The following is a 22837-nucleotide window of genomic DNA, read 5'->3' on the forward strand; positions in this document are numbered from 1 at the left end:
GCGATGTGTTGTGTGCGCGCCCGTCCGGCAATCAGCGCGTGACGCCGCGCATCAGTCCCTCAAGATCGCGTTCGCCGGCCGGCGTTTGCGCCCCGTCCCGCAGACCCCCGCTGATCAGATGCTGAGCGGCCGGCTGGCTGAACGTAGAAGCCCAGGCATCGTTCTCACGAAGGAGCCCTTCCTTGAAATCATCGGCAGGCAGCGCGTGCTTGGCCGCTTCGATGACACCGTCGGGCAGCGCGGCGATGTTACGGGCGATACGGTCGACGTACTCGTCGAGCTCGTCGGCCGGCAGGGCCCGGTTGATCCAGCCGTAGGACGCTGCGGTCCGGGCATCGAACAAGTCGGCGGTGAGGATCACCTCCAGTGCGCGGTTGCGACCCACGCGGTCCCGGAGGTACTGCGTTCCGCCCCCGCCGGGGATGATGCCCATCAGCGCTTCGATCTGACCCAGTCCAGCGGTCTCGTCGGCGGCGAATGTCATATCCGCTGCGGCCACGAATTCCGCCCCGCCCCCGCGGGCCTTCCCGGCGAGTTTCACGATGGTCACCTGGGGCTGGTGGCGGATCAGCTCACCGATCGCCTGGAACACGTTGACGTCCGCCGGTGCGGATGCGGCGAGTTCCTGGAGGATGTCCATCTCCTCCCCGACGTGCATATCCACGTGAGCGATGAAGAATTCCGGGTCGGCGCTCGAGAAGACGATCACGCGGACGGAAGCATCGTCCTTGAGGCCCGTCAGCACCGTCCGCAGCTCACGCATCATCGTCGTTCCGAGCGCGTTCACCGGCGGATTGTCGAGGACGATCCGGGCGACGCCGTTTTCGCTGCTCACACGCAGGGTCGAGTAGGCATCGTTCGTCATGAGGTTCTCCATTGGTTACCGTTGGGCATGTAGGTTTGCAATGCATACCTACCGTCGACGACGGCGCCCAGATGTTCAAGAACGCACTTTGGGAGCACCTAGGATCATGAAGGACACCGACCTGTACGGCGCTGGCACCGAACCACAGACGGTTTTCCGGGCGAACTGCCCCAGCCGGCCGATCCTCGACCAGATTGCGGACAAGTGGTCGATGATGGTGATGGCACTGCTGGAGCGGCCCACCCGGTTCAATGAACTGAAGCGGAGCCTGGAGGGCATCACGCAACGTGTCCTCACCCAGACACTGCGCCGTCTTGAGCGCAACGGAATGATTCAGCGCACGGTGCTGCCGACCTCGCCGGTCGGCGTCGAGTATTCGCTCACACCCCTGGGCGCATCCCTGCGCGAGCCGTTCGGCCGGCTCTACGACTGGACTGTCGAGCACAGCAGAGAAATCCAGTCCTGCCAGCGGGCGTACGACATCAGGGCTGACGCTTAGCCGCCTGTTCAATGATGCCGATGTAGATGTAGATGTCGATGTGCAGCTGGATCGCAGTGGCATGAACGGAACGCGCAGGACCTCAGCAGGTCGGATATGGCCCTCACCGCCCAAGTACGGGCCGGCAAACGGCGCTTCGGGCCGCGGCGGGGCAGGGCCCGCGTCCACTGCTGAGAGCGCTGAGAGTGCTGAGAGTCGGACCGGAAATCTGAGGATCACGACGAACGACGGCAAGTGACCTTTTGGCGACCGGAGTTGGGGCCAGATTGCGTTCGGCTAGCGGTTACCGCGACCGTTCGTCGAACGGTTCCGCCCGGCGTCTCCAGGCTGCCGGCCGAGTTCCTCGCTACGCCGGAGAAGAGGACCGAGGAGTGCGTGGAGATATACCGCGCCTGCTTCCAGGCCCGGCCCTCCCCCTCCCTGCTCGCGCCCAGGGAACCGCACGACGCCGGGCAGACGGTCGGCCCGGTCATCACCGACAACCTCGATGTGCCGGTCGCCCGCGCCGGGCTGCACGAGTGCTTCGTACGCCGCGGCAGGATGGTCAGGCCGCGTCCCCGGGGCACCTGACTCCGTCGGTAGCACCCGCATGGGCCACTCCCCCTCAAGATCCGGGATGCCCGCTACTCGCGCGGCGCGCTGCTTGTGGGAACAGGGTGCGGATGCGGGCACGGTCCGGGAACGTCGCGCGGGTGGCTTGGTCGATGGCCTTGGTGCCCGACAGCGCACGGATGTTACGCAGGGCCGAAGCCTTGTCGGTGCAGGGCCGACCAGGCGGGGCCCACCGCAAGAAGCGCGGCCCCCGTGGCAGGCAGCCGCCGAAGTTCGACACCGAGGAGTACGAGGCCCAGCACGCGGTCGAGTGCGGGATTAATCGATCCAAAGGACACCGTGCCGTGGCGACGCGCTACGACGAACCTGCAGTCCGCCGCGAGGCGGCCGTCCTCGTCGCGGCCATCAACGAGTGGCTGTGACCAGCACATGAGCCTCCCCCCGACCGGAAGCGGGCCTTGTGACCACTCCCCCCGCTCGGCTTCAGACAGTTGCCTGCCGTCCCCCAGTCAGCGGGCGCTGCCCAGATTCCGGTCGGCTTCGGCGCCTTCGAGCATGAGTGTCACCTCTTCAATGCGCCGAAAACGGCCATCGGGTGCGAACTCGCCGAACAGGTAGACCTCGGTGCGCACGGTGGAACCGTCCGTCTTCGTGATGTGGACGGTGTGGCGGTCGGCGTAGCGGACGCCGTCGTACAGCTCGTCGTGGACTTCGACGGAGCCGTCGACCACGACGCGGCGCAGATGGGCAATGTGTTCGAGGAAGTCGTCGCGGTCGTCCCAGCGCCCGTCGGTGCGCTGGCGGTAGTCGGGGGCGAAATGCCGGTCGGCGGCCTCATGGAGATCGAGTCCCGGATTGAAGATCAGATCGGTGAGTGCGGCGGCGATGTCGGTGCGGTGCATAACGGATTTCCTCTCGTGTCCCACCTCAGTTGCGTGCGTGACGCACGCATATTGGGCACCGTAACACGTATGCGTGCGGCACGCACGCTATTCTGAGTGGATGGAGACCGAGGTGGGACGCGAGATCGCCGAGGCACTGGGCGTGCTGCTCAAGCGCAGCACGCGTCAAGGACTGCACCGGGCCCTGACCATCGGTCTGGGGGAAGCCGTGGACGAACTGACCTACCCGGTCCTCAGCGGGCTTGAGCGCACCGGGCCCTGCAGTGCGGCCGACCTTGCGCACGAGGTAGGGCTCGATCGATCCGGCGTCACCCGCCGCGCCTCCCGACTGGAGGAGGCCGGACTCGTACGTCGTGAAGCCGACCCCTCCGACCGGCGCGCCACCTTGCTCGTCCTCACCGACGCGGGACAGCGCACGGTGCGGACATTGCGCGAGCGCCTGTCCGCCCGCATCACCGCCAGTCTCGCCTCATGGCCGGCGGACGAGGCCGCAGCCTTCGCCGACTCCCTACGCCGCTTCGTCACCGACGGCCCATTCGCCTAGATCCATTTTCGATACACGCCCTGGATTCGTTGAGGGCTGCGATCGGCACGCTCACTTCGGAGCGGACGGAGAGTCTGTCGTAACGAGCGGCGACGGCCCGGTGTCGCTTGAGGCGATTGATCCCGCACTCGACTGCGTGCCGCCGCGCGTAGTCGTCCTTGGCGGACGTCGGTGGTCGTCCACCGCGCGATGCGCGTTTGAGGCGGTTGCGGACACAGTCCGCCAGGACCGGATGGTGGTCCTGATTCCTCGTCCGCGCAGGCAGGAGCTGCTGCTTCGGGACTCGTACGACTTGTCGGCCCGGCCCCGGTCCGGACGCTCGCACGGCCTGCTGAGCCCCGGCCTCGGCACCCGAATCGCTTCCAGGACCGCCTCGAACCGTGGGGAAGCGGGAATCGCCCCGATGTCCAGCCGTGATCACGACGGACAAGGGCTTCCGGCCCTGCTCGACCGCGAGGCGGATCTTGCTGGTCAGTCCGCCGCGGGACCGTCCGAGGCCGTGGCCGGCCGGCTCGTCGATGACCCCGCCGGGCGGTTCCTTCCGGAGGCCCCTCTTTTCGCCGCTCCGGCGGCGCGCTGATGGGCCCGGCAGGCCGTGGAGTCGGCCTTCACGCCCCAGGTGATCAGGCCCTTCGCATCGGCCTCGGCATCGGTCTCGGCCCGGAGCCGGGTGAGGATCCCCGCCCGGGCACCGTCCCGCTGCCAACGCCGGAACAGGTCGTGGATCCGGCCCCAGGGCCCATAGCGTTCCGGCACCTCACGCCAGGGGCCACCGGTCCGGGTCCGCCACCGTATGCCGTATATCAACTGCCGCCGCGTCCACACCTGCGGACGGCCCGGCCCGATGCCCCGCGGCAGCAACGGTTCAAGCCGAGCTCACTGTCCGCCCGTCAGGTCACCACGTCCCACAGGGCATGATCATCGACGAACAAGATCGACTGTCGCGACTGACCCTAGGCCACGCACTCTCGTACCGCCTTCGCCAGGCGTCCCGCTTCCGGGGTGTCGCCTCCCAGGACGGCGCAGCGCCGGCGGTTGTAGCCGAAGGACAGGGCGGCTCGGGGGTCGGCGAAGGCCACTGAGCCTGCCGCGCCCGCGTGGCCGAAGGAGCCGGCGCCCAGAAAGGGATAGATGTCGGCCTCCGCCTGGAAGCCCAGGCCGAAGGACTCGTGCTGGCGGGACACCAGGTCGTAGCCGACGGAGTGGATCTGCGCGAACTCCGCCGCCGTATCGGGCTTGAGGAGCGGGGCCTTGCCGTCGAGTCCGCTGATGGCGGCCGCGTACATCCCCGCCAGGCCCCGCGCGGAGGCCATGCCGCCGACGGAGGCGGGGCCTCCAGCGCGGATGGCGCGGAAGTTGGGCAGTGTTCCGAGGGGGACGGCGTCCGAGGCGTGTTCGTTGAAGGCTATGCCGGGCAGGCTCTCCGGGCTGGTCGCCGCGGCGTCCAGTTCGCGCTGCTGCTCGGGCGTCGGGTCCATCGGCAGGGTCGGCAGTACCCGGTGCTCCTGTTCCTCGGGCAGGCCCATGTAGAAGTCGAGGCCGTACGGAGCGCGGAGACGGGCCTCGTAGAACTCCTGCATCGTCAGGCCCGTGACGCGCCGCACGACCTCGCCGGTGAGCGCGCCGATGACCAGGCCGTGGTAGCCGAAGGCCGTGCCCGGCCGCCAGAAGGGGCGCTGGCCGGCCAGCCGTTCGGCGACGCGGCGGTCGTCGGCGAGCTCCTCCAGGGAGAAGCCGTCGTCGGCTCCGATCACCCCGGACCGATGGGCGAGGAGGTCGCGCAAGGTGATGCCGGCCTTGCCCTCGGCGGCGAACTCGGGCCAGTAATGGCTGACCTTCTCGTCGAGGTCGAGTGTGCCGTCCTGGACGAGCAGGGCGACGGCGAGGTGCGCGGCGCCCTTGGTGGAGGAGAAGACGCCGGTCAGGGAGTCGCCGGTGATCTCCGGGCCGCCCCACAGGTCCACGACCTGGCGTCCGTCGACGTAGGCGGCCAACTGCGCTGCGTGGCCCTCGCGTTCCTCCGCCAAGGTGGCCGCGAACACCTCGCGGACGGGTTCGAAGCCCTCGGCCACGGTTCCCTGCGGTAAGGATTCGATCGGCATGAGGTGCCCCTAGCTTGATCAGCTGTTCGGTCGTCGGACGCAACCCGCAGGCGGCACGTGGATATTCCGCCGCCACACCCCCGGCTGCGCGACTTGACCGGCACGGGGCCGGATCGGGCTTCGGAGCCGCCGACTACCGTGATCAGATCCCGCCGACTGCGTTGTAATCGGCCCGGTGCTGCGGGACGGCGTTGTGGGTCTGGGCGTGGAGGGCTGCGTGGATCTGGTCGGCGGTGACGGCGGCGTGCAGGTCTCGGCCGGTGCGTTCGGCAACGATGTGGTGGTGTTCGGAATGGGCGCGGGTGGTGACGTCCAGGTAGGGCCGGGTGTTGAGCTGTCCGTCGCGGATTTCTACGGCCCGCCAGTGGAGATGGAAGGGCTCAGCCCGTCCAGGTCCAGTCCGCGACCTCCGGCATGTCGGTGCCGTGTTCGCGGATCCAGGCGTGGTGGCGGGTGCGGGCGTCGGTCATGGCCTGGCGGACGTTCGCGGCGCGTACGGCGAGGCCGGGGACGCGGTCGATGACGTCCATGACCAGGCGGTAGCGGTCGAGGTCGTTGCGGACGACCATGTCGAAGGGCGTGGTGGTGGTACCCGCTTCCTTGTAGCCGCGGACGTGCAGGTTCGCGTGGCCGTTGCGGCGGTAGGCGAGGCGGTGCACCAGCCAGGGGTAGCCGTGGTAGGCGAAGACCACGGGCTTGTCGGGGGTGAAGAGGGCGTCGTACTCGGATTCGGGCATGCCGTGCGGATGCTCCTCGCGGGGCAGCAGCCGGGTCATGTCCACGACGTTGACGACGCGGAACACGAGATCGGGGAGGTGGCGGCGCAGGAGGTCCGCCGCGGCGAGCGTCTCCTGGGTGGGGACGTCCCCCGCGCAGGCCAGGACGGCGGCGGGCGCCTTCCCGTCGGTCTCGGTGCCCGCCCACTGCCAGATCCCCGCGCCGCGGGCGCAGTGGGTGCGCGCGTCGTCCAGGGAGAGCCAGTCGAAGCAGGGCTGTTTGCCGGCGACGACGACGTTGACGTAGTCGCGGCTGCCGAGGACGTGTTCGGCGACGGAGAGCAGGGTGTTCGCGTCCGGCGGGAGGTAGACGCGGACCACCTCGGGGGATTTGTTGAGGACGTGGTCGACGAATCCCGGGTCCTGGTGGGAGAAGCCGTTGCTGTCCTGGCGCCAGACGTGCGAGGTGAGCAGGTAGTTGAGGGAGGGTACGGGGCGGCGCCAGGGGAGGTCGCGTGCGGTCTTGAGCCACTTGATGTGCTGGTTGACCATCGAGTCGACGATGTGGACGAACGCCTCGTAGCAGGAGAACAGTCCGTGGCGGCCGGTGAGGGTGTAGCCCTCCAGCCAGCCCTGGCAGAGGTGTTCGGACAGGACCTCCATGACCCGGCCGTCGCGCGCCAGGTGTTCGTCGGTGTCCAGCGTCTCGGCCTGCCACGCCTTGCCGGTGACGGCGTACAGCGCGTCGAGCCGGTTGGACGCTGTTTCGTCGGGGCCGACGACCCGGAAGTCACGGCGGTCGGCGGTGTCGGCCATGATCTGGGCCAGGAGGCCGCCCAGTACGCGGGTGGGCTGGTGGAGGGCGGCGCCCGGCTTGTCGACGGGGACCGCGAAGTGTTCCAGCGGCGGGAGGGGCAGGGCGCGGGTGAGGAGGCCGCCGTTGGTGTGCGGGTTCGCGCCGAGGCGGCGCTCGCCGTCGGGGACGCAGGCGAGCACCTCGGGCGTGGGGCGGCCGGCGGCGTCGAAGAGTTCCTCGGGGCGGTACGAGCGCAGCCAGGCTTCGAGTTGGGCCAGGTGCTCGGGGTTTTCGCGGACGCCCGCGAGCGGTACCTGGTGCGCGCGCCAGGTACCTTCGACAGGCTCTCCGTTCACGGTGGCGGGTCCGGTCCAGCCCTTGGGGGTACGCAGCACGATGACCGGCCACCGGTGCCTGATGTGCGCGCCCTCGGCGCGCGCGGCCCGTTGGACGGAGGCGATGGTGTCGGCGGCCTCGTCCAGTGCGCGGGCCATCGCGCGGTGTACCTCGCGCGGGTCGTCGCCGGTGACGTACAGGGGGGCGTGACCGTAGCCGCGCAGCAGGTCGTCGAGTTCGGCTTCGGGGAGCCGTGCGAGCACCGTGGGGTTGGCGATCTTGTAGCCGTTGAGGTGCAGGATCGGCAGGACCGCGCCGTCGTGGACGGGGTCGAGGAACTTGTTGGAGTGCCAGGACGCGGCCAGCGGCCCGGTCTCGGCCTCGCCGTCCCCGATCACGCAGGCGACCAGCAGGCCGGGGTTGTCGAGCGCCGCGCCGTAGGCGTGGGCGAGCGAATAGCCCAGTTCGCCCCCTTCATGGATCGATCCGGGGGTCTCCGGGGCGACATGGCTCGGCACGCCGCCGGGGAAGGAGAACTGGCGGAACAGCCTTTCCATACCGGCCGCGTCCTGGCCGACGTCCGGGTAGGTCTCGCTGTACGAGCCGTCCAGCCACGAGCCGGCCAGGACGGCCGGTCCGCCGTGGCCGGGGCCCCAGACGCAGACCGTGTCGAGGTCCCGCTCCTTCGCCAGGCGGTTGAGGTGGGTGTGCACGAGGTTCAGTCCGGGCGAGGTGCCCCAGTGGCCGAGCAGCCGCGGTTTGATGTGCTCGGGCCGCAGGGGTTCGGTCAGCAGCGGGTTGCCCATCAGATAGATCTGGCCGACGGCCAGATAATTCGCGGCCCGCCAGTGCGCATCAAGGGCCGCCAACTCCTCATCACTTGGGGAGGTGCCGTCCTGGCGCTTGACCTTGGGCATGGGGTCCTCCGTAACGTCGTGGCATGGCGGGCAGGAAGAGCGGGACACCGGCGGCACTGTCGCGGACGCTGTACGAACGTGAGCTGTACCGGCTCCAGACGGAACTCGTGAAGCTCCAGGAGTGGGTCCGCGCCGAAGGCGCCCGCCTGGTCGTGGTCTTCGAGGGGCGTGATGCCGCCGGCAAAGGCGGCACGATCAAGCGGGTCGCGGAGCATCTCAATCCGCGGGTCGCGCGGATCGTCGCGCTGCCCGCGCCCACCGAGCGCGAGCGCACCCAGTGGTACTTCCAGCGCTACGCCGGGCACCTTCCGGCGGCCGGGGAGATCGTCCTCTTCGACCGGAGCTGGTACAACCGGGCCGGAGTCGAGCACGTCATGGGCTTCTGCACGAAACAGGAGCACCAGCGCTTCCTGCACCAGTGCCCGATCTTCGAGCGGATGCTGGTGGAGGACGGCATCCTGCTGCGCAAGTACTGGTTCTCGGTGAGCGACGCGGTGCAGGAACAGCGGTTCCGGAGCCGTCTCGAAGATCCCACGCGGCGGTGGAAGCTCTCCGCGATGGACCTGGAGTCCATCTCCCGGTGGGAGGCGTACTCGCGGGCGAAGGACGAGATGTTCGTGCACTCGGACATCTCCGAGGCCCCGTGGCACGTCGTCGAGAGCGACGACAAGCGCCGGGCCCGGCTCAATATGATCGCCCACCTGCTGTCGTCCGTGCCGTACCACGCGGAGCCCCGGCCGGCGCTCACGCTGCCGCCGAGGCCGGCGCCCACCGGTTACGAGCGGCCGCCGCGCAAGCTCCAGACGTACGTCCCGGATCACGCGGCCGGTCTCCGCGAGTGACGTCGGCGACACATCAGGCCCGTTGGGGAACGACGGCGACCGGGCACGCGGCGTGGTGCAGCAGCGCATGACCCGCACGGCTCAGCTGGAGGCCGAAGTGTCCGGTGCGGCGCCGGGCTCCGACGATCAGCAAGTCGGCGACCGCGGAGCGCTCCAGGAGCACATGCCGGGGCGGACCCTCGACCACGAGGCGGCGCACCCGGACACCGGGGTGGGCCTGTTCGGCCTCGTGCAGCGCCTCGTCGAGCCGGAGCGACGCCTGCTCCTCGTGGTACCGGTCGGGCTCCCCGGCCAGCAGGGGATGGTCGGTCGTCTCGTGCGCCGGGCAGCGCCAGGCGCGTACGGCGTCAAGCGCGCAGTGCCGGATCTCGGCCTCGCGGAAGGCGAACTCCACCGCGGCCGATCCCGCACCGGCCGCACCGACGCCCAGGACGATCCGCTCGTGCGCGCCCGCCACGCCGGCCTTGTCTCCCCGCACCACGATCACGGGGTCTCCGCGCACCACGATCACAGGGCAGTGGGCCCGCGCCGCCACGGCCAGACTGACCGAACCGAGGAGCAGACTCTTCAGCTCACCGCGTCCGCGCACGCCGGTGACCAGGGCCAACGCGTTGCGGCCCTCGTCCAGCAGGGCGGTCACCGCCTCCTGATGCAGCACCGCGGCGGACACCTTCACATGCGGATCGCGCAGCCGGGCGCGCTCCACGGCGGTGTCGATGATGTTCTCGGCGAGCACCTGCTCGCAGGGGCGGCCGGGGCTGTACGGGGGCATGGCGCCCTCGTAGCGCTCCCACAGGGACGCGTACACCAGCCGCAGTGACACGCCGCGCCGCGCCGCCTCGTCCACTGCCCAGTCCGTCGCCCGCAGGCTGGATTCCGATCCGTCCACGCCCACGACCAAGGGCAGTTCCACCGTCCCCGCCTCCTTCACTCCGCCCGCCGGGATGTTCCTGGCGGCACTGTCGCACCTCGAACCGCTGCGCGGGCAGGGGTGGTTCGGCCCTCTTCGAGGCCCTTCGGCCCCTGTCCCGCGCGGGTCGGACGCCCGAAGCCGGGACCGGCACCGACCGGAGGTGGATGAGCGATGGCTGTCCCGACCCGTATCGCGATCATCGGCGTCGGCAACGCGTTCCGGCACGACGACGGCGTCGCGCACGCCGTCCTCTCCCGGTTGCGAGAGCGGGCCGCCGGGCGGCCGCTGCCCCCCCGGCACGGTACTGGCCAAGTGCGACGGCGACCCCGCGCGGCTCATCGGCTTGTGGGAGAACGCCGAACTTACGGTCGTGGTGGACGCCGCCCACGCGCACCCCGCCGCCCCGGGCCGGGTGCACCGCCTGGAACTGGAGCGTGCCGAGCTGTGGCGGCCGGGCACGACGAGCTCGCACGGACTGGGGCTCGGCGAGGCCGTCGAACTGGCCCGCGTCCTGGGACGGCTGCCCGGCCGACTGGTGGTCTACGCCGTCGAAGGCAGCGTTGAGCCGCCGAGTACGCCGATCCGGCCGACCGCCGGTTCCACGCCGAGCCGCTCGCCTGCCCGCTCTGCGTGCCACGGCTGTCCTGGAACGGCCGACCGGCCGGAAAGCGGGCCCTGCGCGCGGCGGTCGACACGGTGGCGGGCGGGGGAATCGCGGCGGTCAAGGGACTGGGTGGCTATCAACTGATCTGCTACGCGCGCGATCCAGCCGCCGTGCGGCGACTGCGCGCACACAAGGCACGCCCCGCGAAACCGTTCGCCGTCACGGTCGGGGACGTGGCCGCCCTCGGCCGGCTGGCGCAGGTATCGGGCGCCGAGAGCAGCTTGCTCCGCTCCCCCGCCCGGCCCGTCGTGCTGCTCACCGCCCGAAGCCCCCGGCACGGAGGCGTGTCCGAAGCGGTCCGGCCCGGCTGCCACCGCATCGGGATCTTCCTCCCACGACCGGGCTGCACCATCTCCTGCTGCACGACCTGGCCCGGCCACTGGTGGTCACCAGCGGCAACGCGGCCGGCGAACCGATCCTCATCGACGACGCGGAGGCCGCCCGGACACTGACCCAGATCGCCGACGGCGTCCTCGGCCACGACCGGCCGATCCACGCCCGGTACGACGACTCGGTGACGCGTACCGCAGGCCGCACCGTGCTCACGGTCCGCCGGGCGCGCGGGTACGCTCCGGCGCCGCTCCCCCTGCCCGTCCCGGCCCGCGTCCCCGTGGCGGGCACCGGAAATTAGCTCAAGCTCGCCCACGGCGCACAGGTCCACCTCGCTGCGCACAACGGCGACTTGGCCGAGCTCAGCACGATGGAAGCCTTCGAGACCTCATACACCGATCTCGTCCGCATCACCGGCATCACGCCGCAGGCCGTGGCACACGATCTCCACCCCGGATACCTGTCGACCCAGTGGGCTCGCGCCGTGCCCGCGCGGCAGCGCCCCTCCCGTCCAGCACCATCACGCCCATGTCGCGCGGCCGTCGCAGCACGGTGCGCGCCGGCGCCGAGGGCCTGGAAGACCTCTGCGCCGATGCGCCCCGGCCTTGCGGGGAACCCGGTCAGGCCACCGGGCCCGGGTTCAGGTGAGGCCGTCGATCAGGGCTTCGAGGCGGCGCTCGCCGTCGCGGGTCTGGGCCCCGGCGGCCAGGGCCGCCTTGCCGAGGCGGTCTGCGGCGGGAGCGCTGAAGAGCCGGCCGAAGAGTTCATCGGCCTTCCGCAGTCCGTCGGCGGTGGAAGCCGCCGCGGCGTCCACCGCTTCGGCCGTGGCGCGGGCGACGCCGGGCGCCAGGGCGGCGATGCGGTGGGCGAGGGTGTCGACGACGTGGTCGAGTTCGGCACTCGGTACGGCCCGGTTCACCCAGCCGATGCGTTCCGCGGTCGTGGCATCGATCAGCTGTCCGCTGAGGATGATCTCCAGGGCGCGGGCGCGGCCGACGAGGGCCGGCAGGTAGGCGGTGCCTCCCGCGCCCGGGATGAGGCCCATCCGGTCTTCCGGCTGTGCCAGGCCGGCGTGCTCGCGTGCCGCGAACCGCATGTCCATCGCGGACAGCAGTTCCGCGCCGCCGCCGCGGGCCAGCCCGCGCAGCTTGGCGATGGTGATCTGCGGCAGCGCCCGGATGCGTTCGTGCAGCCGCATCATCGGGTTCAGGGACGGGTCCTGCTCGGGCGCGAGGTCGAGCGCCGCGAACGACTCGGGGTCGTCGGCGATCCGCATGTCGCCGTGCGCCACGAAGAATTCCGGGTCCGCGCTGTCGAAGACGATGACCCGGACGTCATCGTCGCCGGCCATGGAGCCCGCGAACCGGTCCAGGTCCCTCATGAGAGCGGCGTCGAGCAGGTTGACTGGGGAGTTGTCGATGACGGCGTACGCCACGCCGCCGGAGGCGGAGACTTTGAGGGTCGAGTAGGTGTCGGTGTCGGTGTCGGTCATGGAACCTGCTCCCCCCTGGGCCGAACCCTTCAGGCCCCCCTGCAGGATCTGCTGGGATGGGTCGTCGACCATCTCGCCACAGTCGAAGCCACCCGCTCCCGCTACGACGAACAACGCACGGGCGTCCCTTCGAGCTGATGCTCGCCGGGCGACGACCTCCGCAACGGAGTCAAGTTCCATAACGCGCTTCCTGCCGCGCACCGAACACCCCGAGCCGGAACACGGGGCGCTCACCGGCGTACGTGCCGCCCGCTTCGCCGACACGCCAGGAATGGTACCGTCCCGGAATGATTCATGCTGCGAATGATTTTCGTCGCGAACGTGCTCTACGCGCCGTGAACGTACTGGTGGCGGCCGGATCAGCGGCGTTCGGCGCGCTGGCCCTGTTCGCCCCCGCAGCATTCCCGGGCACCGCCACGGGAACGGGCCCTGCGCTCTTCGCCGAGATGTACGGAGCGCGCTCCCTGCTGATCGCCGCGGCCGTGACCTGGCTCGCCGCCACCGGGCGCGACCTGCGCCTGATACTTCTCCTGGCCGGCGCCATCCAACTCGCCGACCTCGCAATCAACGCCGCATCCGGCTCCCCCGCCACCCTCCCGGGCCCCGCCCTGGCCGCCGCCATCCACCTCGTCTCGGCGCACCTCCTGCGCCCGACCCGCACCCGCCAGGGCGGCACACCCGCCCAGTGAGGCCGGGTACAGACGCCCCCACCCGCAAGATCCGGACCAGTCACGGCTCGCCATCACGCCCGACCACTGCAGGACCGCAAGACGTACAGGTCAGCACCCACGCAACTGCTACACCACCAACAGCCGAAGTACTTGTTGGCGTCGTACTCGCCCAAGGAGCGGGGGCTTCTTCTAGAGGAACGCAGAAAACCCTGACCTGGTCATTCGCCGATCAGTGACCTCCCTCTCGCCCCGTGTGGCGCGGGAGCCGATATACGCCTCACCCCCACTCTCCGCCACCGCTGCACTCGTCCTGACCAGTGCTCCCGGTCTATCTCTGGTCCAAGACCGGGCTCGCTCCGCAGCCGCGGCGCCCTGGCTGAGGCGGTTCCATTCCTGTTCGGACTGCTCGATGAAACGGTTGGCCTGTCGCCGGACGCCTTCCGGGAATTTTGCGTAATGGCGGAAGAGGGCATCGATGTTCTGGCCGACCCGGCGAACGCATTCGGAGGGGCCATGCCGGAGGACGTCGCGGCATCGAACTGCAAGAGCAGCACGCCGCGGCCCCGGATCTTCGGCGAAAGGTAGGTCCCGCCGTCATCTGTGGCGAAGTCAGGGGGGAGCATGAGTAGTGCCGTGATTGCTCTGATCGTTGGGGTGTGCGGTGTGATGGGCACGCTGCTGGCGCCGGTCCTCTCCCAGCGCTCTCAAGCCAGAGCACTGGAAGCGGACTTCGAAAGGCACCAGCAAGCCGAGCAAGCCCAATGGCAGCGCGAGCAGGAGCGTGTGGGGCTGGAGCAACGGCGCACCTGCTACGTGGACACGAATGCCGCGTTTCGCAGGTATCGAGTTGAGTTGATGAACTTCCTCTACCTTGTCGACCGTGGCGAGGTGGACGAAGCAGTCGGCCAGGCGCTGGAAACAGCTCGCCAAGCGCATCACGTGGCCTTTGCCGAGGCCCAGATGGTTGCTTCCGACACAGTGCTGAGATATCTGGATGGGCTGGCCATTGCGCTCGGGAAGAGCTACCGGAAGACGAAGAACCTGGAAGAGGGGCACCCAGAACCAGACGGGTCCTTCGCAGAGATTGAGGCATACCTGAACTGGCTCTGGGAGCGTTGGGATGTGATGCGGGACGCTATGCGTGCTGATCTAGGCATCAGCGACGTACCGCGCCCACCACCGTCCAGCGGCTCCCCGTGAGCGCGGGATGCCCCGGTACGGCCCTTGGTGGGCACCGGAGGGCCGCGCGGGCGCAGCGAGCCTGCAAGGATCGCGCGGCCGAAGGCCGCTTCTTCAGCTGACGGGGCGCGACTTGTCGTGGCTGGAGGACAAGCTGGACTTCTTCCTGGCGTTACGGATGACCTGAGGTGCGGGGCACCCTCGGGCCTCTCTTTTCACCGGAACGCAGCAGAGCTACAGCCCCAGCGGCCTACGCACATCGTCGCCCACTTCGACTCCCTCGCCGAATGGGCGTAGGTCCGCTTCGCATCCTTCCCGACGTCGCCGCCGGCGTCGTGAGCGTCTCGGTCTGCCGGCTGCTGACCGGGGCATCGCCTCCTGACCAGAACGAGACAGTACAGCGGCCTTGGGCAGTTCCATGAGCGCTGCCTGTCGGCGGACCTGGCGTTGGAGCGCGCCGTTCCGGTGAGGTGTGTTCGGGTGGGCGAGCCCGGTGGTACGGCCGGTATGGGGCGACGGTACCCGGGGCGGGTCTCGCCGGTTCGCTGAGTTATCTTGCGAGGCGGGATAGGGCAGGGAGGGACGGGAAGTGCGGTGTCCAGCGCTGCGGTCTGCGGCGCCGTCGGCTCCCGCGCCATCGCGGCTCCCGTACCGTCGAGGCCCGCACCGTCGCGGTTCCCGTACCGAGGATGAGGAGGTCCGCCGTGGCAGACGGCCGTGGGGCAGAGTCGACAGCGGCCCAGCGCGCCTATGCCGAGATCGCCGAGCGCATGGCCTCGGGAGAGCTGCGCCCCGGGATCTGGCTGCGGGAGGAATCCCTGGCCGCCTCGATGGGGATCAGCCGTACGCCCGTACGCGAGGCGTTGCGCAAGCTCCACTCCGAGGGGCTGGTCCGGATCGAGCGCAACCGGGGCGCGCAGGTCGTGGCCTGGAGTTCCGAGCAGGTGGCGGAGATCTACGGGCTGCGCACCGTGATCGAGGGATACGTGGCGGGGGTGGCCGCCCAGAAGATCGGGGCGGAGGATCTGGCCGCGCTCGAAGCGAACCTCGCCGAGTACGAGCAGGCGATCGCGGAGGGCGGCCGCGCGGGCAGGCAGCGAGCCGTCGGGCTGAACAACGACTTCCACGCGATGTTGCTGGCGGCCACCGGCAACGACGGCCTCGTTCATCTGCTGACGGGCGTGCTCGGGCTGCCACTCGTACGCCGTACGTTCCTTCAATACACAGAGCGCGACCTTGCGCGCAGCGCCGAGCACCACAGGGGGCTCATCGAGGCGCTGCGCCGCAGGGACGCGATCTCAGCCGAGATGATCATGAAGGTGCATCTCAGGGCTGCCCAGCAGTCGGTGCTGGAACGGCAGGAGCACGACACCCCCGCAGACGGTTGACGAGCCACGCCGACAGCGCGCCGGTCACGAACGCCCCGGCCACCGGCGCGTAGCGGCGGAAGACGGGCCATACGAAGGCCACCGCGTTCAGCTCCGCACCGCCCGGGTCGGCGGGGGCGGAGGCTGCCGCAACCGAACCCGGCGACCGCTGCCCGGCCGACTGCCCACCGGCGGCCGGTTGCCCATCGGCGGCCGACTGCTTCTCGGCGGCCAGCATCGCTTCGAGGTTCCCCGCGAACTGCCCGATCAGCCGCGCCCCCACATCCGCCATCGCACTGCGCCCGAACTGGGCCACCTTGCCGGTGATCTGGAGCTGGGTCGCCACCGAGACGCGGGTGCCGGCGCTGCCTTCGGGCGCCAGGTCGACGGTGACGACGGCTTCGGCCGACCCCTTTCCGCTGCTCTCGCTGCCGCCGGCGTCGAGCACCATGCGCCGCTTTTCCGCGTCGCGTTCGCGGAAGGCCGCCGTGCCTCCGTAGCTGACCTTGATGGGTCCGACTTTGACGGTCACCGTCCCCTCGTACGAGCCGTCGTCCTTGGGGAGCACGCTCGCGCCCGGCATGCAGGGGGCGATCTTCGGTACGTCGGTCAGTAGGGCCCAGGCTTCCTCGGGCGCGGCCGGGACGACGAAACTGTTGGTGAACTCCATGCTCTACTCCGCTCTACTCCTCGTGTGTGTATCGGTGGGCAGCCGCCGTGTCGGCCCCGCGAGTGGCCGCCGTGTCGTCCCGGTGCGGCGTGGCCGCCGCCGCGTCCTCGGCCGCGATGCCGCTCTCCACCGCCTCCCCGACAGCGCTGACGACGCCGTTGTAACCCGTGCAGCGGCAGAGGTTGCCGGACATGGCGACGCCGATCTCTTCTCGGGTGAGCGGCTGCCGGGCGCAGACGAGGTGGTGTGCGGACAGGAGCATCCCAGGCGTGCAGAAGCCGCACTGGAGTGCGCCGTTCCGGGAGAAGGCGTCCCGCAGCCTGTCCGCGTCGGGGCCTCCCAGGCCCTCGACCGTCACCACTTCACTGCCTTCGCAGGATCCGGCCAGGGTGAGGCAGGCACGCGTCGGCAGCCCGTCCACCGTGACGGTGCAGGCCCCGCACACCCCCTGCTCGCAGCCCAGATGCAGGCCGGTCAGGTCGAGTTGGTCGCGCAGCAGGTCGGCCAGGGTGGTACGGCCCGCCGTACGCACCGTGTGCGGCCGGCCGTTGACGGTCATCTGAACGGTGATCTCATGCATCCGGCATCATCCCTTCATCCCTCCTTCATCCCTTCCGCAGCCCGTAGCGCGCGGTGGACCGTGACCGCGTGCAGTTGCAGCGCGTACCGCGCGGTGGAATCGAGCTCCGACGGGTCCTGTCCCGTGTCCTGTGCGAGGGGCTCTACGAGGCGAGCGGGCTCCAAGTCGGCTGATGTTCCACCGCGGACGGCCGCTTCGGTGGCGCTCAGCCGCAGCGGGCGGTCGGCTGCCGCGCCGAGCCACAGCTCGATGTCCTGCCACGGCCCATCCGCGTCCCGTTCCCGTTCCCGTTCGCCGAGGACGACGCCCAGCGACTGGGCGAACTCGCCGGGCTTGCGGCACATCTTGTACATGCCCCACCGCGTCGAAGCGGCGAGGCGCCGCACCTCCACCTCGGTGATGAGCTCATCGGGTTCCAGCGCGGTGGTGAAGAAGCCGAGCAGGAGTTCCCGTACGGGGACGGCGCGCGTGCCGCGTACGGAGCGGGTGTGCACGGTGGCGTCCAGGGCGGACATGACCGTGGGCCACTCGGCGGAGGAGTCGCTGTGCGCGAGGCTGCCGCCCACGGTGCCGCGGTTGCGGATCGCCGGGTAGCCGATGCCGGCGGCAGCGTACGGCAGCAGGCCCCGGGTGACGTCCGGTACGAGCTCATGCTCGAATCGCATGTGGGTGGTGGTCGCGCCGTAACGGGCGCCCGTGGACGTCTCCCGAACGGCGCGCAGCGCGTCGACGCCGGTGAGGTCGATCAGCGTCTCCGGCTCGGCCAGCCGCATGTTCATGATGGGGACGAGGCTCTGGCCGCCGGCGATGACCTTGCCGTCGTCGCCGGCCCCGGCGAGCAGTTCGACGGCCTCGTCCACGGTGGTGGGCCGGTGGTAGCGAAAGGCTGGTGCCTTCATCGGGCCGCCTCCGTCCTCGCGCCGGCCTCGGCGGCCGGCCGGTTCGCCTGGAGGGCCGTCCACACCCGCTCCGGGGTCATGGGGGTCTCGTTGACCTCCGTGCCGAACTCGCGCAGCGCGTCCCGTACGGCGTTGGCGATGGCGGCGGGCGGCGGGATGGCCCCGCCCTCGCCGGCGCCCTTGACGCCGAACGTGGTGTGCGGGGACGGCGTCGACATGTGCTCGATCCTGATCCGCGGCACCTCGGTGGCCCCCGGCAGCAGATAGTCCAGAAAACTCGTCGACTTCGGCTGCCCGTCGGCGTCGTGCACGATCTCCTCCAGGAGGGCGTTGCCGATGCCCTGGGCGACGCCGCCGAGGATCTGGCCGTCGACGATGAGGGGGTTCACGACCGTGCCGCAGTCCTCGACCACTCCGTAGTCGAGAATCCGCACAAATCCGGTGTCCAGGTCGACCTCCACCACGGCCGCCTGCGTGGCGTAGGTGAACGCGCCGGTCTGCACGTCCGGCCGGTAGTGGCAGGTGACCTCCAGACCGGCCTCGACGCCCGGTACGTGGTCGGGGGTGAAGAGGAACTCCTTGGCCAGCCGCGCGTAGCCGACCGAACCCCTCTTCCCCACCACGGCGTGGTCGCTCAGGGCCAGGTCCTCGACGGGCTCGTCCAGGAGTACGGCGCCGATGCGCAGGACCTTCTCCGCGAGCGCCTGGGCGGCCCGGTGCGTGGCTCCGCCCGACATCACCATGGAGCGGGAGGCGAAGGTGCCGTCACCACGCGGGGTGATCGCCGTGTCGCCGTGCAGCACGGTGACCCGGTCGGGCTCGACGTCGAAGGTCTCGCTGACGACCTGCGAGAGGGTGGTCTCCAGGCCCTGCCCATGGCTCTTGATCCCGACGCTCAGGACGAAGCTCCCGGTGGCGTCCATCGCCAGCCGGGCGCCTTCGGTTCCGATGGTGACGGCCAGTCCGCGGGCGGCCCATTCGATGCAGCCGTGCGCGGTCTGCTCGGTGAAGGAGGCGTACCCGACGCCGATGCGCCGACGGGCCGTGGCGGGCAGGGCCTGTTGACGCGCGCGCCACTCGTCGTGCCCGATGAGGGCGGTCGCACGGCGTACGGCTTCGGGGTAGTCGCCGCTGTCGTAGACCTTGTTCGCGACGGAGGTGAAGGGCATGTCCTCGCTGCGCACCATGTTCTTGATGCGCATCTCGTACGGTTCCATGCCCAGCGCGAGGGCGAGTTCGTCGATGGTGCGCTCGATGGAGAAGGCGGCGGAGGGCCGGGCGACGCCGCGATAGGGGCCCGAAGGGGTCTTGTTGCTGGCCAGGCTCCGGGTACGGAAGCGGTAGTTCGGCAGCCGGTAGGGGCCGGGGATCATCGCCGAGGCCATGGTGGCGTCCATCGTCGCCGTCCATGGGTGCACCGAGTACGCCCCGCTGTTGACGAGGATGTCCGCGTCCACACCCAACAGCGTTCCGTCGGCCGCCGCGTAGGCGGTGACCCGGTGTCGGTGATCACGGGCCTGCGTGGAGGCGACCTGGGCCTCCCAGCGGTCCTCCACCCAGCGCACCGGATGGTCGACCTGGGTCGCGATGGCGGCGAGCGCGATCTCCTCCGGGTAGACGGAGCACTTGCTTCCGAACCCGCCTCCCATGTCGGGGGCGATCACCCGCACCCGCCGGGCCTGCATGCCGAGTTGGAGCGCGATCATGTCGCGGATCATGTGCGGCGTCTGCGTCGAGGACCACACCACGAGTTCGTCGGCCGACCGGTTGTAGTGCGCGATCACCCCTCTGGTCTCCAGCGGCACGACGGCCTGCCGGTTCATCGTGTACTCGCGGGTGACGGCGACCGCCGCCTCGCGGGCCGCCGCGTCCACGTCGCCCACTTCGCCGGAGGTGGTGGCGAAGACGTTGTCCGGCCAGTCCTCGTGCACTCTCGGCGCGCCGGGGGCCAGGGCCGCGTCGAAGTCGACCACGGCAGGCAGCGGTTCGAGGTCCACCCCGACCCGGCCGGCCACGTCCTCCGCCTCCGCCCGGGTGCCGGCGATGGCCAGGGCGACCGGCTCTCCGACGTAACGCACCTTCCCCGACGCCAGGTTGGGCAGCGGCGCTTCGCGGAACCCCTCCAGCGTCGAAGTCGCCGTCAAGGGTTCGGCGAAGGGCGCGAGCCGCTCGGCGGTCCACACCGCCGCGCGGTCCTCCTCCGGGACGGAGATCGCGCGGATGCGTCCGTGCGCGGCCTGGCTCCGTACGAACGCGATCTCGCGCAGCCCGGGAAGCCGCATGTCGGCGACGAAGCAGCCCCGGCCCGCCAAGTGCCGGGCGTCCTCCCGGCGAGGTTCTCGCGCCCCGACCCCGTGCCGCCGTTCCGGAACGGTCCTCTCGGTACTCATCAGGCTCACCTCACTCGTAGTGGGCTGCCGCTCGGTACTGCTGCGGCTGCCCGTACGGCCAAGACCGTATACAAAAGCAGCGAGATGGACAACGGTAGCCCGCATGTCGCGGCAGCGGCATCACCGGCGTTCTGCGGCGCAACGGGCCTTAGGTTGAAGGCTCGACGACACCGAGCCTTGCCGCTCTGACACCACATCAGGGTCGGCCCGCATCCCGTAGAACGGGGCCGGATGCGGAAAGTTGTATACGAACCTTCGTTACGGTCGGCCGGTCGGCCGACCCAGCGCCGTCATGCGCGAGATGGAACGGGCTGCCCGTCGCGTTCGGACGAGAGCAGCCCGCGCCTTCCGCTACTCTCTTCCCCTCCGTTTTGCTCCATGCCCCAGGAGGCAGAATGCTCGGCATTCAGGAAATATCCGACCGGTTGGAGATCCAGGAAATGCTGGTGGCTTACGCCACCGCGATCGACGGTCAGGATTTCGACGCCCTGGACCGGATATTCACCGACGACGCTCATATCGACTACACGGCGTTCGGTGGTCTCGCGGGAACCCGTGCCGAGATGAAGGAGTTCCTCGCGTCGAGCATGGGGCAGTTCACCGCGTGCCAGCATCTGATCGGCAACCCGGAGATCCGCGTCGACGGTGACCGCGCAACGGGACGGGTGATGTGTCTGAACGCACTCGGGATTCCGGTCGAGAACGGCGATCCCCGGATCGCGCTGCTGGGCATGTGGTACATCGACGAGTACACACGCACCCCGGAGGGCTGGCGGATTTCCCGGCGCAGTCAGGAGCCCAGTTGGACGCAGGGGCTCGGCGACGTCTCCGAACGCACACGTGACCCGCGCTGACCCGCGCTGAGCCGCGTACCAGGGCGGCGAGGCGCCCCTCGACCCACGTCCATCCGAGCGGCGGGGCCGGCAGCAGGGCAGCTGCCGGCCCCGAGGCTTGCTTCCCTGCCTGGATTCAGCCGGTGACAGCCGCGCCGTACTCTCGGCTTCGCGCAGGTGAGGAAGGTGAGGCAGGCGAGCCTGTGCGGTTGACGGCCCGGTCGGGGGTGTCGCGGTCAGGACTTGGCGACGGTGCGAGTGACGGTTTTCGGTGCGACGCGGAGCATCGTCGGCAGCAGCCGCGTCGCTCCTGGGAGCGCCATCGGCCGCCGGGCCTCCAGCGCCTTGAGCGTCACTGCCGCGACCTCGGCGGGGGAGGTTTTGCGTCCTTCGACATGCGCGTTCATGGGCGTGTCCACGAGCGGGGGAAGCACCTCCAGCACGTGGGTTCCCCGGGGAGCCAGTTGTCGTCGCAGCCCCTCGGCGAAACCGTGGAGTCCCGCTTTCGCCGCACCATAGGTCGGGGCCCGAGTGGGTGACACCAACGCGTAGCCCGCTGTGACGAACACGATGCCGGTCATTTCGGGCCAACGGGCCAGGACCTCACCCGTCAGGTGAATGGGCGAGGCGAAGTTGAGGGCGAGTTCGTTTTCGAGCGCGTCGGTGGCTTCCGCGCCAGTCGCGAAGTTCCGCTCGATGAACGTACCGGCATTGTTCACCAGGACGTCGAGTCGGCCGAAGCGGTCTGCGACGGCGTCCAACATCGCGGCCCGCTCCCGTGCGACGGTGACGTCGGCTTTGATGGCCAGCGCGTCCGGATGCGCATGGGAGAACCGGTCAAGAGCGGCTTGCGAGCGACCGCAGACCGCGACCGCGGCGCCCTTCCTCATGAACGCCTCCGCCACCGCCATACCGATGCCCGACGTACCGCCGGTGACCAGTGAGACCTGTTCCATCTGCGCGTGCCTCTTCCCTTGGATATGCAGTGAATACCATGTGTGTAGAAGAATCCAGGAGTTGTCGCAAGGAGGCACTTTTATGAAACAAGGTCACCCCGTGGATACCGAGGACTGCCAACGGGTCACGGACGCGCTGGACCGGATCGGCAGCAAATGGTCGGTTCTCGTCATGATGCAGCTGGACACCCGACCGAAACGCTTCAACGAGTTGCGGCGGGCCGCTGCCGGAATCTCGCAGAAAATGCTCGCCTCGACCCTGCGCGGACTGGAGCGCGACGGCTTCGTCACCCGGACCGTACTGCCGACCAGCCCGCCAGGCGCTGTCTACGCACTCACCGACCTCGGCGGCGAACTGGTCGTGCCGATCACAGCACTCGGCGCCTGGGTCCTCGACAACGTCGACCGGATCGAGTCCGCCCGCCACCACTTCGACACGGCGCAGGCCACAGAAACGCTCTCCCCTCCCAGTTGACATCGAATCCGGGAGCCGGATTCCCGGAAATATTCCACGTGAAGTACGCGCGGCTCTCAGTTCTCCGGTCGGCGAGCGGGCGGCGCGCGATCAGCGCCGGGATCTTCATCGCGTACTCCCGCCCCCCCCGCTGTGGCGAAGAGGTCCGGTCGGCCTCTGGCGGGTGGACGCCGACGCGAGGAAGCTCTCAAGGACTCGGCCCTCGGGCGGCCTTCGGGCCGTGCCGCGACGGCTCCAGAGGGGAGCCCGACGATGACGCCCGCACCCACGGCCCGGAACGCCGTCTCCTGGATGTCGACCAGACCCGGGACGCGAGGCCCGGCCGTGTCTGTCGTGGTCCTGAGGCG

The 22837-nt window shown here is 69.8% G+C and carries 22 protein-coding genes and 4 pseudogenes; 13 read left to right on the top strand and 13 right to left on the bottom strand.

Annotation, left to right across the window (positions count from 1 at the left end; translation table 11 throughout):
• Positions 1 to 31: 31 nt before the first annotated feature.
• Positions 32 to 865 carry an enoyl-CoA hydratase/isomerase family protein gene (locus AB0I49_RS07180; RefSeq protein ID WP_363225813.1) on the bottom strand — a complete coding sequence of 278 codons (834 nt, stop codon included), beginning with the start codon at positions 863 to 865 and terminating at the stop codon, positions 32 to 34.
• A 106-nt stretch (positions 866 to 971) separates the two neighbouring features.
• Between AB0I49_RS07180 and AB0I49_RS07185 the strand changes: the two genes are divergently transcribed.
• The 3 genes from AB0I49_RS07185 (at position 972) to AB0I49_RS07195 (ending at position 2338) form a co-directional block, all read left to right on the top strand.
• Positions 972 to 1364: a helix-turn-helix domain-containing protein gene (locus tag AB0I49_RS07185; protein WP_363225814.1), complete on the top strand. Its 393-nt coding sequence runs from the start codon at positions 972 to 974 to the stop codon at positions 1362 to 1364.
• A gap of 375 nt (positions 1365 to 1739) precedes the next feature.
• A complete protein-coding gene (locus AB0I49_RS07190) occupies positions 1740 to 1934 on the top strand; it encodes a hypothetical protein (protein WP_363225815.1) in 195 nt (64 codons plus the stop codon).
• 188 nt (positions 1935 to 2122) lie between these two features.
• Entirely contained in the window at positions 2123 to 2338 is a 216-nt protein-coding gene (locus AB0I49_RS07195) for a hypothetical protein (protein ID WP_363225816.1), read from the top strand.
• Between the two features lie 87 nt (positions 2339 to 2425).
• On the opposite strand, the gene AB0I49_RS07200 is transcribed toward AB0I49_RS07195, so the two are convergent.
• Positions 2426 to 2818, bottom strand: coding sequence for a nuclear transport factor 2 family protein (locus tag AB0I49_RS07200; protein WP_363225817.1), 393 nt, complete (start codon positions 2816 to 2818; stop codon positions 2426 to 2428).
• Between the two features lie 100 nt (positions 2819 to 2918).
• On the opposite strand from AB0I49_RS07200, the gene AB0I49_RS07205 reads away from it, so the two are divergent.
• Positions 2919 to 3362, top strand: a complete 444-nt coding sequence (locus tag AB0I49_RS07205) for a MarR family transcriptional regulator (RefSeq protein ID WP_363225818.1) — start codon at positions 2919 to 2921, stop codon at positions 3360 to 3362.
• Here the strand turns inward: AB0I49_RS07205 and AB0I49_RS07210 are convergent.
• The 4 genes and pseudogenes from AB0I49_RS07210 to AB0I49_RS07225 form a co-directional block, all read right to left on the bottom strand.
• Positions 3340 to 4223 (bottom strand): annotated as a pseudogene (locus AB0I49_RS07210) (IS5 family transposase). The gene AB0I49_RS07205 and the pseudogene AB0I49_RS07210 overlap by 23 nt on opposite strands.
• A 92-nt stretch (positions 4224 to 4315) precedes the next feature.
• On the bottom strand, positions 4316 to 5464 hold the full coding sequence (locus AB0I49_RS07215) for a serine hydrolase domain-containing protein (protein ID WP_363225819.1): 1149 nt from the start codon (positions 5462 to 5464) through the stop codon (positions 4316 to 4318).
• A 142-nt stretch (positions 5465 to 5606) separates the two neighbouring features.
• Complete coding sequence (locus AB0I49_RS07220; RefSeq protein ID WP_363226062.1) at positions 5607 to 5813, bottom strand: DUF6545 domain-containing protein; 207 nt, start codon at positions 5811 to 5813, stop codon at positions 5607 to 5609.
• 31 nt (positions 5814 to 5844) lie between these two features.
• Positions 5845 to 8229 (bottom strand): phosphoketolase family protein, encoded by a 2385-nt coding sequence (locus AB0I49_RS07225; protein ID WP_363225820.1) that lies wholly within the window; start codon positions 8227 to 8229, stop codon positions 5845 to 5847.
• Between the two features lie 23 nt (positions 8230 to 8252).
• Here AB0I49_RS07225 and ppk2 point away from each other — a divergent pair, with 23 nt between their 5' ends.
• Positions 8253 to 9071: a polyphosphate kinase 2 gene (ppk2, locus tag AB0I49_RS07230; RefSeq protein ID WP_363225821.1), complete on the top strand. Its 819-nt coding sequence runs from the start codon at positions 8253 to 8255 to the stop codon at positions 9069 to 9071.
• Positions 9072 to 9084: 13 nt separating this feature from the next.
• Here the strand turns inward: ppk2 and AB0I49_RS07235 are convergent, their stop codons facing one another.
• Positions 9085 to 9984, bottom strand: coding sequence for a universal stress protein (locus tag AB0I49_RS07235; protein WP_363225822.1), 900 nt, complete (start codon positions 9982 to 9984; stop codon positions 9085 to 9087).
• Positions 9985 to 10155: 171 nt separating this feature from the next.
• Here AB0I49_RS07235 and AB0I49_RS07240 point away from each other — a divergent pair.
• The 3 pseudogenes from AB0I49_RS07240 to AB0I49_RS07250 form a co-directional block, all read left to right on the top strand.
• A pseudogene (locus tag AB0I49_RS07240) lies at positions 10156 to 10543 on the top strand (hydrogenase maturation protease); the annotation flags it as partial.
• Between the two features lie 44 nt (positions 10544 to 10587).
• A pseudogene (locus tag AB0I49_RS07245) lies at positions 10588 to 11279 on the top strand (Sua5/YciO/YrdC/YwlC family protein); the annotation flags it as partial.
• 51 nt (positions 11280 to 11330) lie between these two features.
• Positions 11331 to 11405: pseudogene (locus AB0I49_RS07250) on the top strand (hypothetical protein); the annotation flags it as partial.
• Positions 11406 to 11618: 213 nt separating this feature from the next.
• Here AB0I49_RS07250 and AB0I49_RS07255 read toward each other — a convergent pair.
• On the bottom strand, positions 11619 to 12470 hold the full coding sequence (locus AB0I49_RS07255) for an enoyl-CoA hydratase/isomerase family protein (RefSeq protein ID WP_363225823.1): 852 nt from the start codon (positions 12468 to 12470) through the stop codon (positions 11619 to 11621).
• Between the two features lie 335 nt (positions 12471 to 12805).
• Between AB0I49_RS07255 and AB0I49_RS07260 the strand changes: the two genes are divergently transcribed.
• The 3 genes from AB0I49_RS07260 (at position 12806) to AB0I49_RS07270 (ending at position 15708) form a co-directional block, all read left to right on the top strand.
• On the top strand, positions 12806 to 13159 hold the full coding sequence (locus tag AB0I49_RS07260) for a hypothetical protein (protein WP_363225824.1): 354 nt from the start codon (positions 12806 to 12808) through the stop codon (positions 13157 to 13159).
• A gap of 603 nt (positions 13160 to 13762) precedes the next feature.
• Complete coding sequence (locus AB0I49_RS07265) at positions 13763 to 14341, top strand: hypothetical protein (protein WP_363225825.1); 579 nt, start codon at positions 13763 to 13765, stop codon at positions 14339 to 14341.
• 683 nt (positions 14342 to 15024) lie between these two features.
• Entirely contained in the window at positions 15025 to 15708 is a 684-nt protein-coding gene (locus AB0I49_RS07270; RefSeq protein ID WP_363225826.1) for a GntR family transcriptional regulator, read from the top strand.
• Here the strand turns inward: AB0I49_RS07270 and AB0I49_RS07275 are convergent.
• The 4 genes from AB0I49_RS07275 to AB0I49_RS07290 are packed head-to-tail and all read right to left on the bottom strand — an operon-like array spanning position 15647 to position 20226.
• Positions 15647 to 16357 (bottom strand): SRPBCC family protein, encoded by a 711-nt coding sequence (locus tag AB0I49_RS07275; protein WP_363225827.1) that lies wholly within the window; start codon positions 16355 to 16357, stop codon positions 15647 to 15649. The two genes, AB0I49_RS07270 and AB0I49_RS07275, sit on opposite strands and share 62 nt — an antisense overlap.
• 13 nt (positions 16358 to 16370) lie before the next feature.
• Positions 16371 to 16937, bottom strand: a complete 567-nt coding sequence (locus AB0I49_RS07280) for a (2Fe-2S)-binding protein (RefSeq protein ID WP_363225828.1) — start codon at positions 16935 to 16937, stop codon at positions 16371 to 16373.
• 14 nt (positions 16938 to 16951) lie between these two features.
• Positions 16952 to 17836, bottom strand: coding sequence for an FAD binding domain-containing protein (locus tag AB0I49_RS07285; protein WP_363225829.1), 885 nt, complete (start codon positions 17834 to 17836; stop codon positions 16952 to 16954).
• A complete protein-coding gene (locus AB0I49_RS07290; protein ID WP_363225830.1) occupies positions 17833 to 20226 on the bottom strand; it encodes a xanthine dehydrogenase family protein molybdopterin-binding subunit in 2394 nt (797 codons plus the stop codon). Before AB0I49_RS07290 ends, AB0I49_RS07285 begins: the two co-directional genes overlap by 4 nt.
• 395 nt (positions 20227 to 20621) lie before the next feature.
• Between AB0I49_RS07290 and AB0I49_RS07295 the strand changes: the two genes are divergently transcribed.
• Complete coding sequence (locus tag AB0I49_RS07295) at positions 20622 to 21080, top strand: nuclear transport factor 2 family protein (RefSeq protein ID WP_363225831.1); 459 nt, start codon at positions 20622 to 20624, stop codon at positions 21078 to 21080.
• A gap of 215 nt (positions 21081 to 21295) precedes the next feature.
• On the opposite strand, the gene AB0I49_RS07300 is transcribed toward AB0I49_RS07295, so the two are convergent.
• Positions 21296 to 22015, bottom strand: a complete 720-nt coding sequence (locus AB0I49_RS07300) for an SDR family NAD(P)-dependent oxidoreductase (protein WP_363225832.1) — start codon at positions 22013 to 22015, stop codon at positions 21296 to 21298.
• Between the two features lie 100 nt (positions 22016 to 22115).
• Between AB0I49_RS07300 and AB0I49_RS07305 the strand changes: the two genes are divergently transcribed.
• Positions 22116 to 22490, top strand: a complete 375-nt coding sequence (locus AB0I49_RS07305; RefSeq protein WP_363225833.1) for a helix-turn-helix domain-containing protein — start codon at positions 22116 to 22118, stop codon at positions 22488 to 22490.
• Positions 22491 to 22837 lie beyond the last annotated feature (347 nt).

Source organism: Streptomyces sp. NPDC050617, assembly GCF_040654795.1.
Lineage (GTDB): Bacteria > Actinomycetota > Actinomycetes > Streptomycetales > Streptomycetaceae > Streptomyces.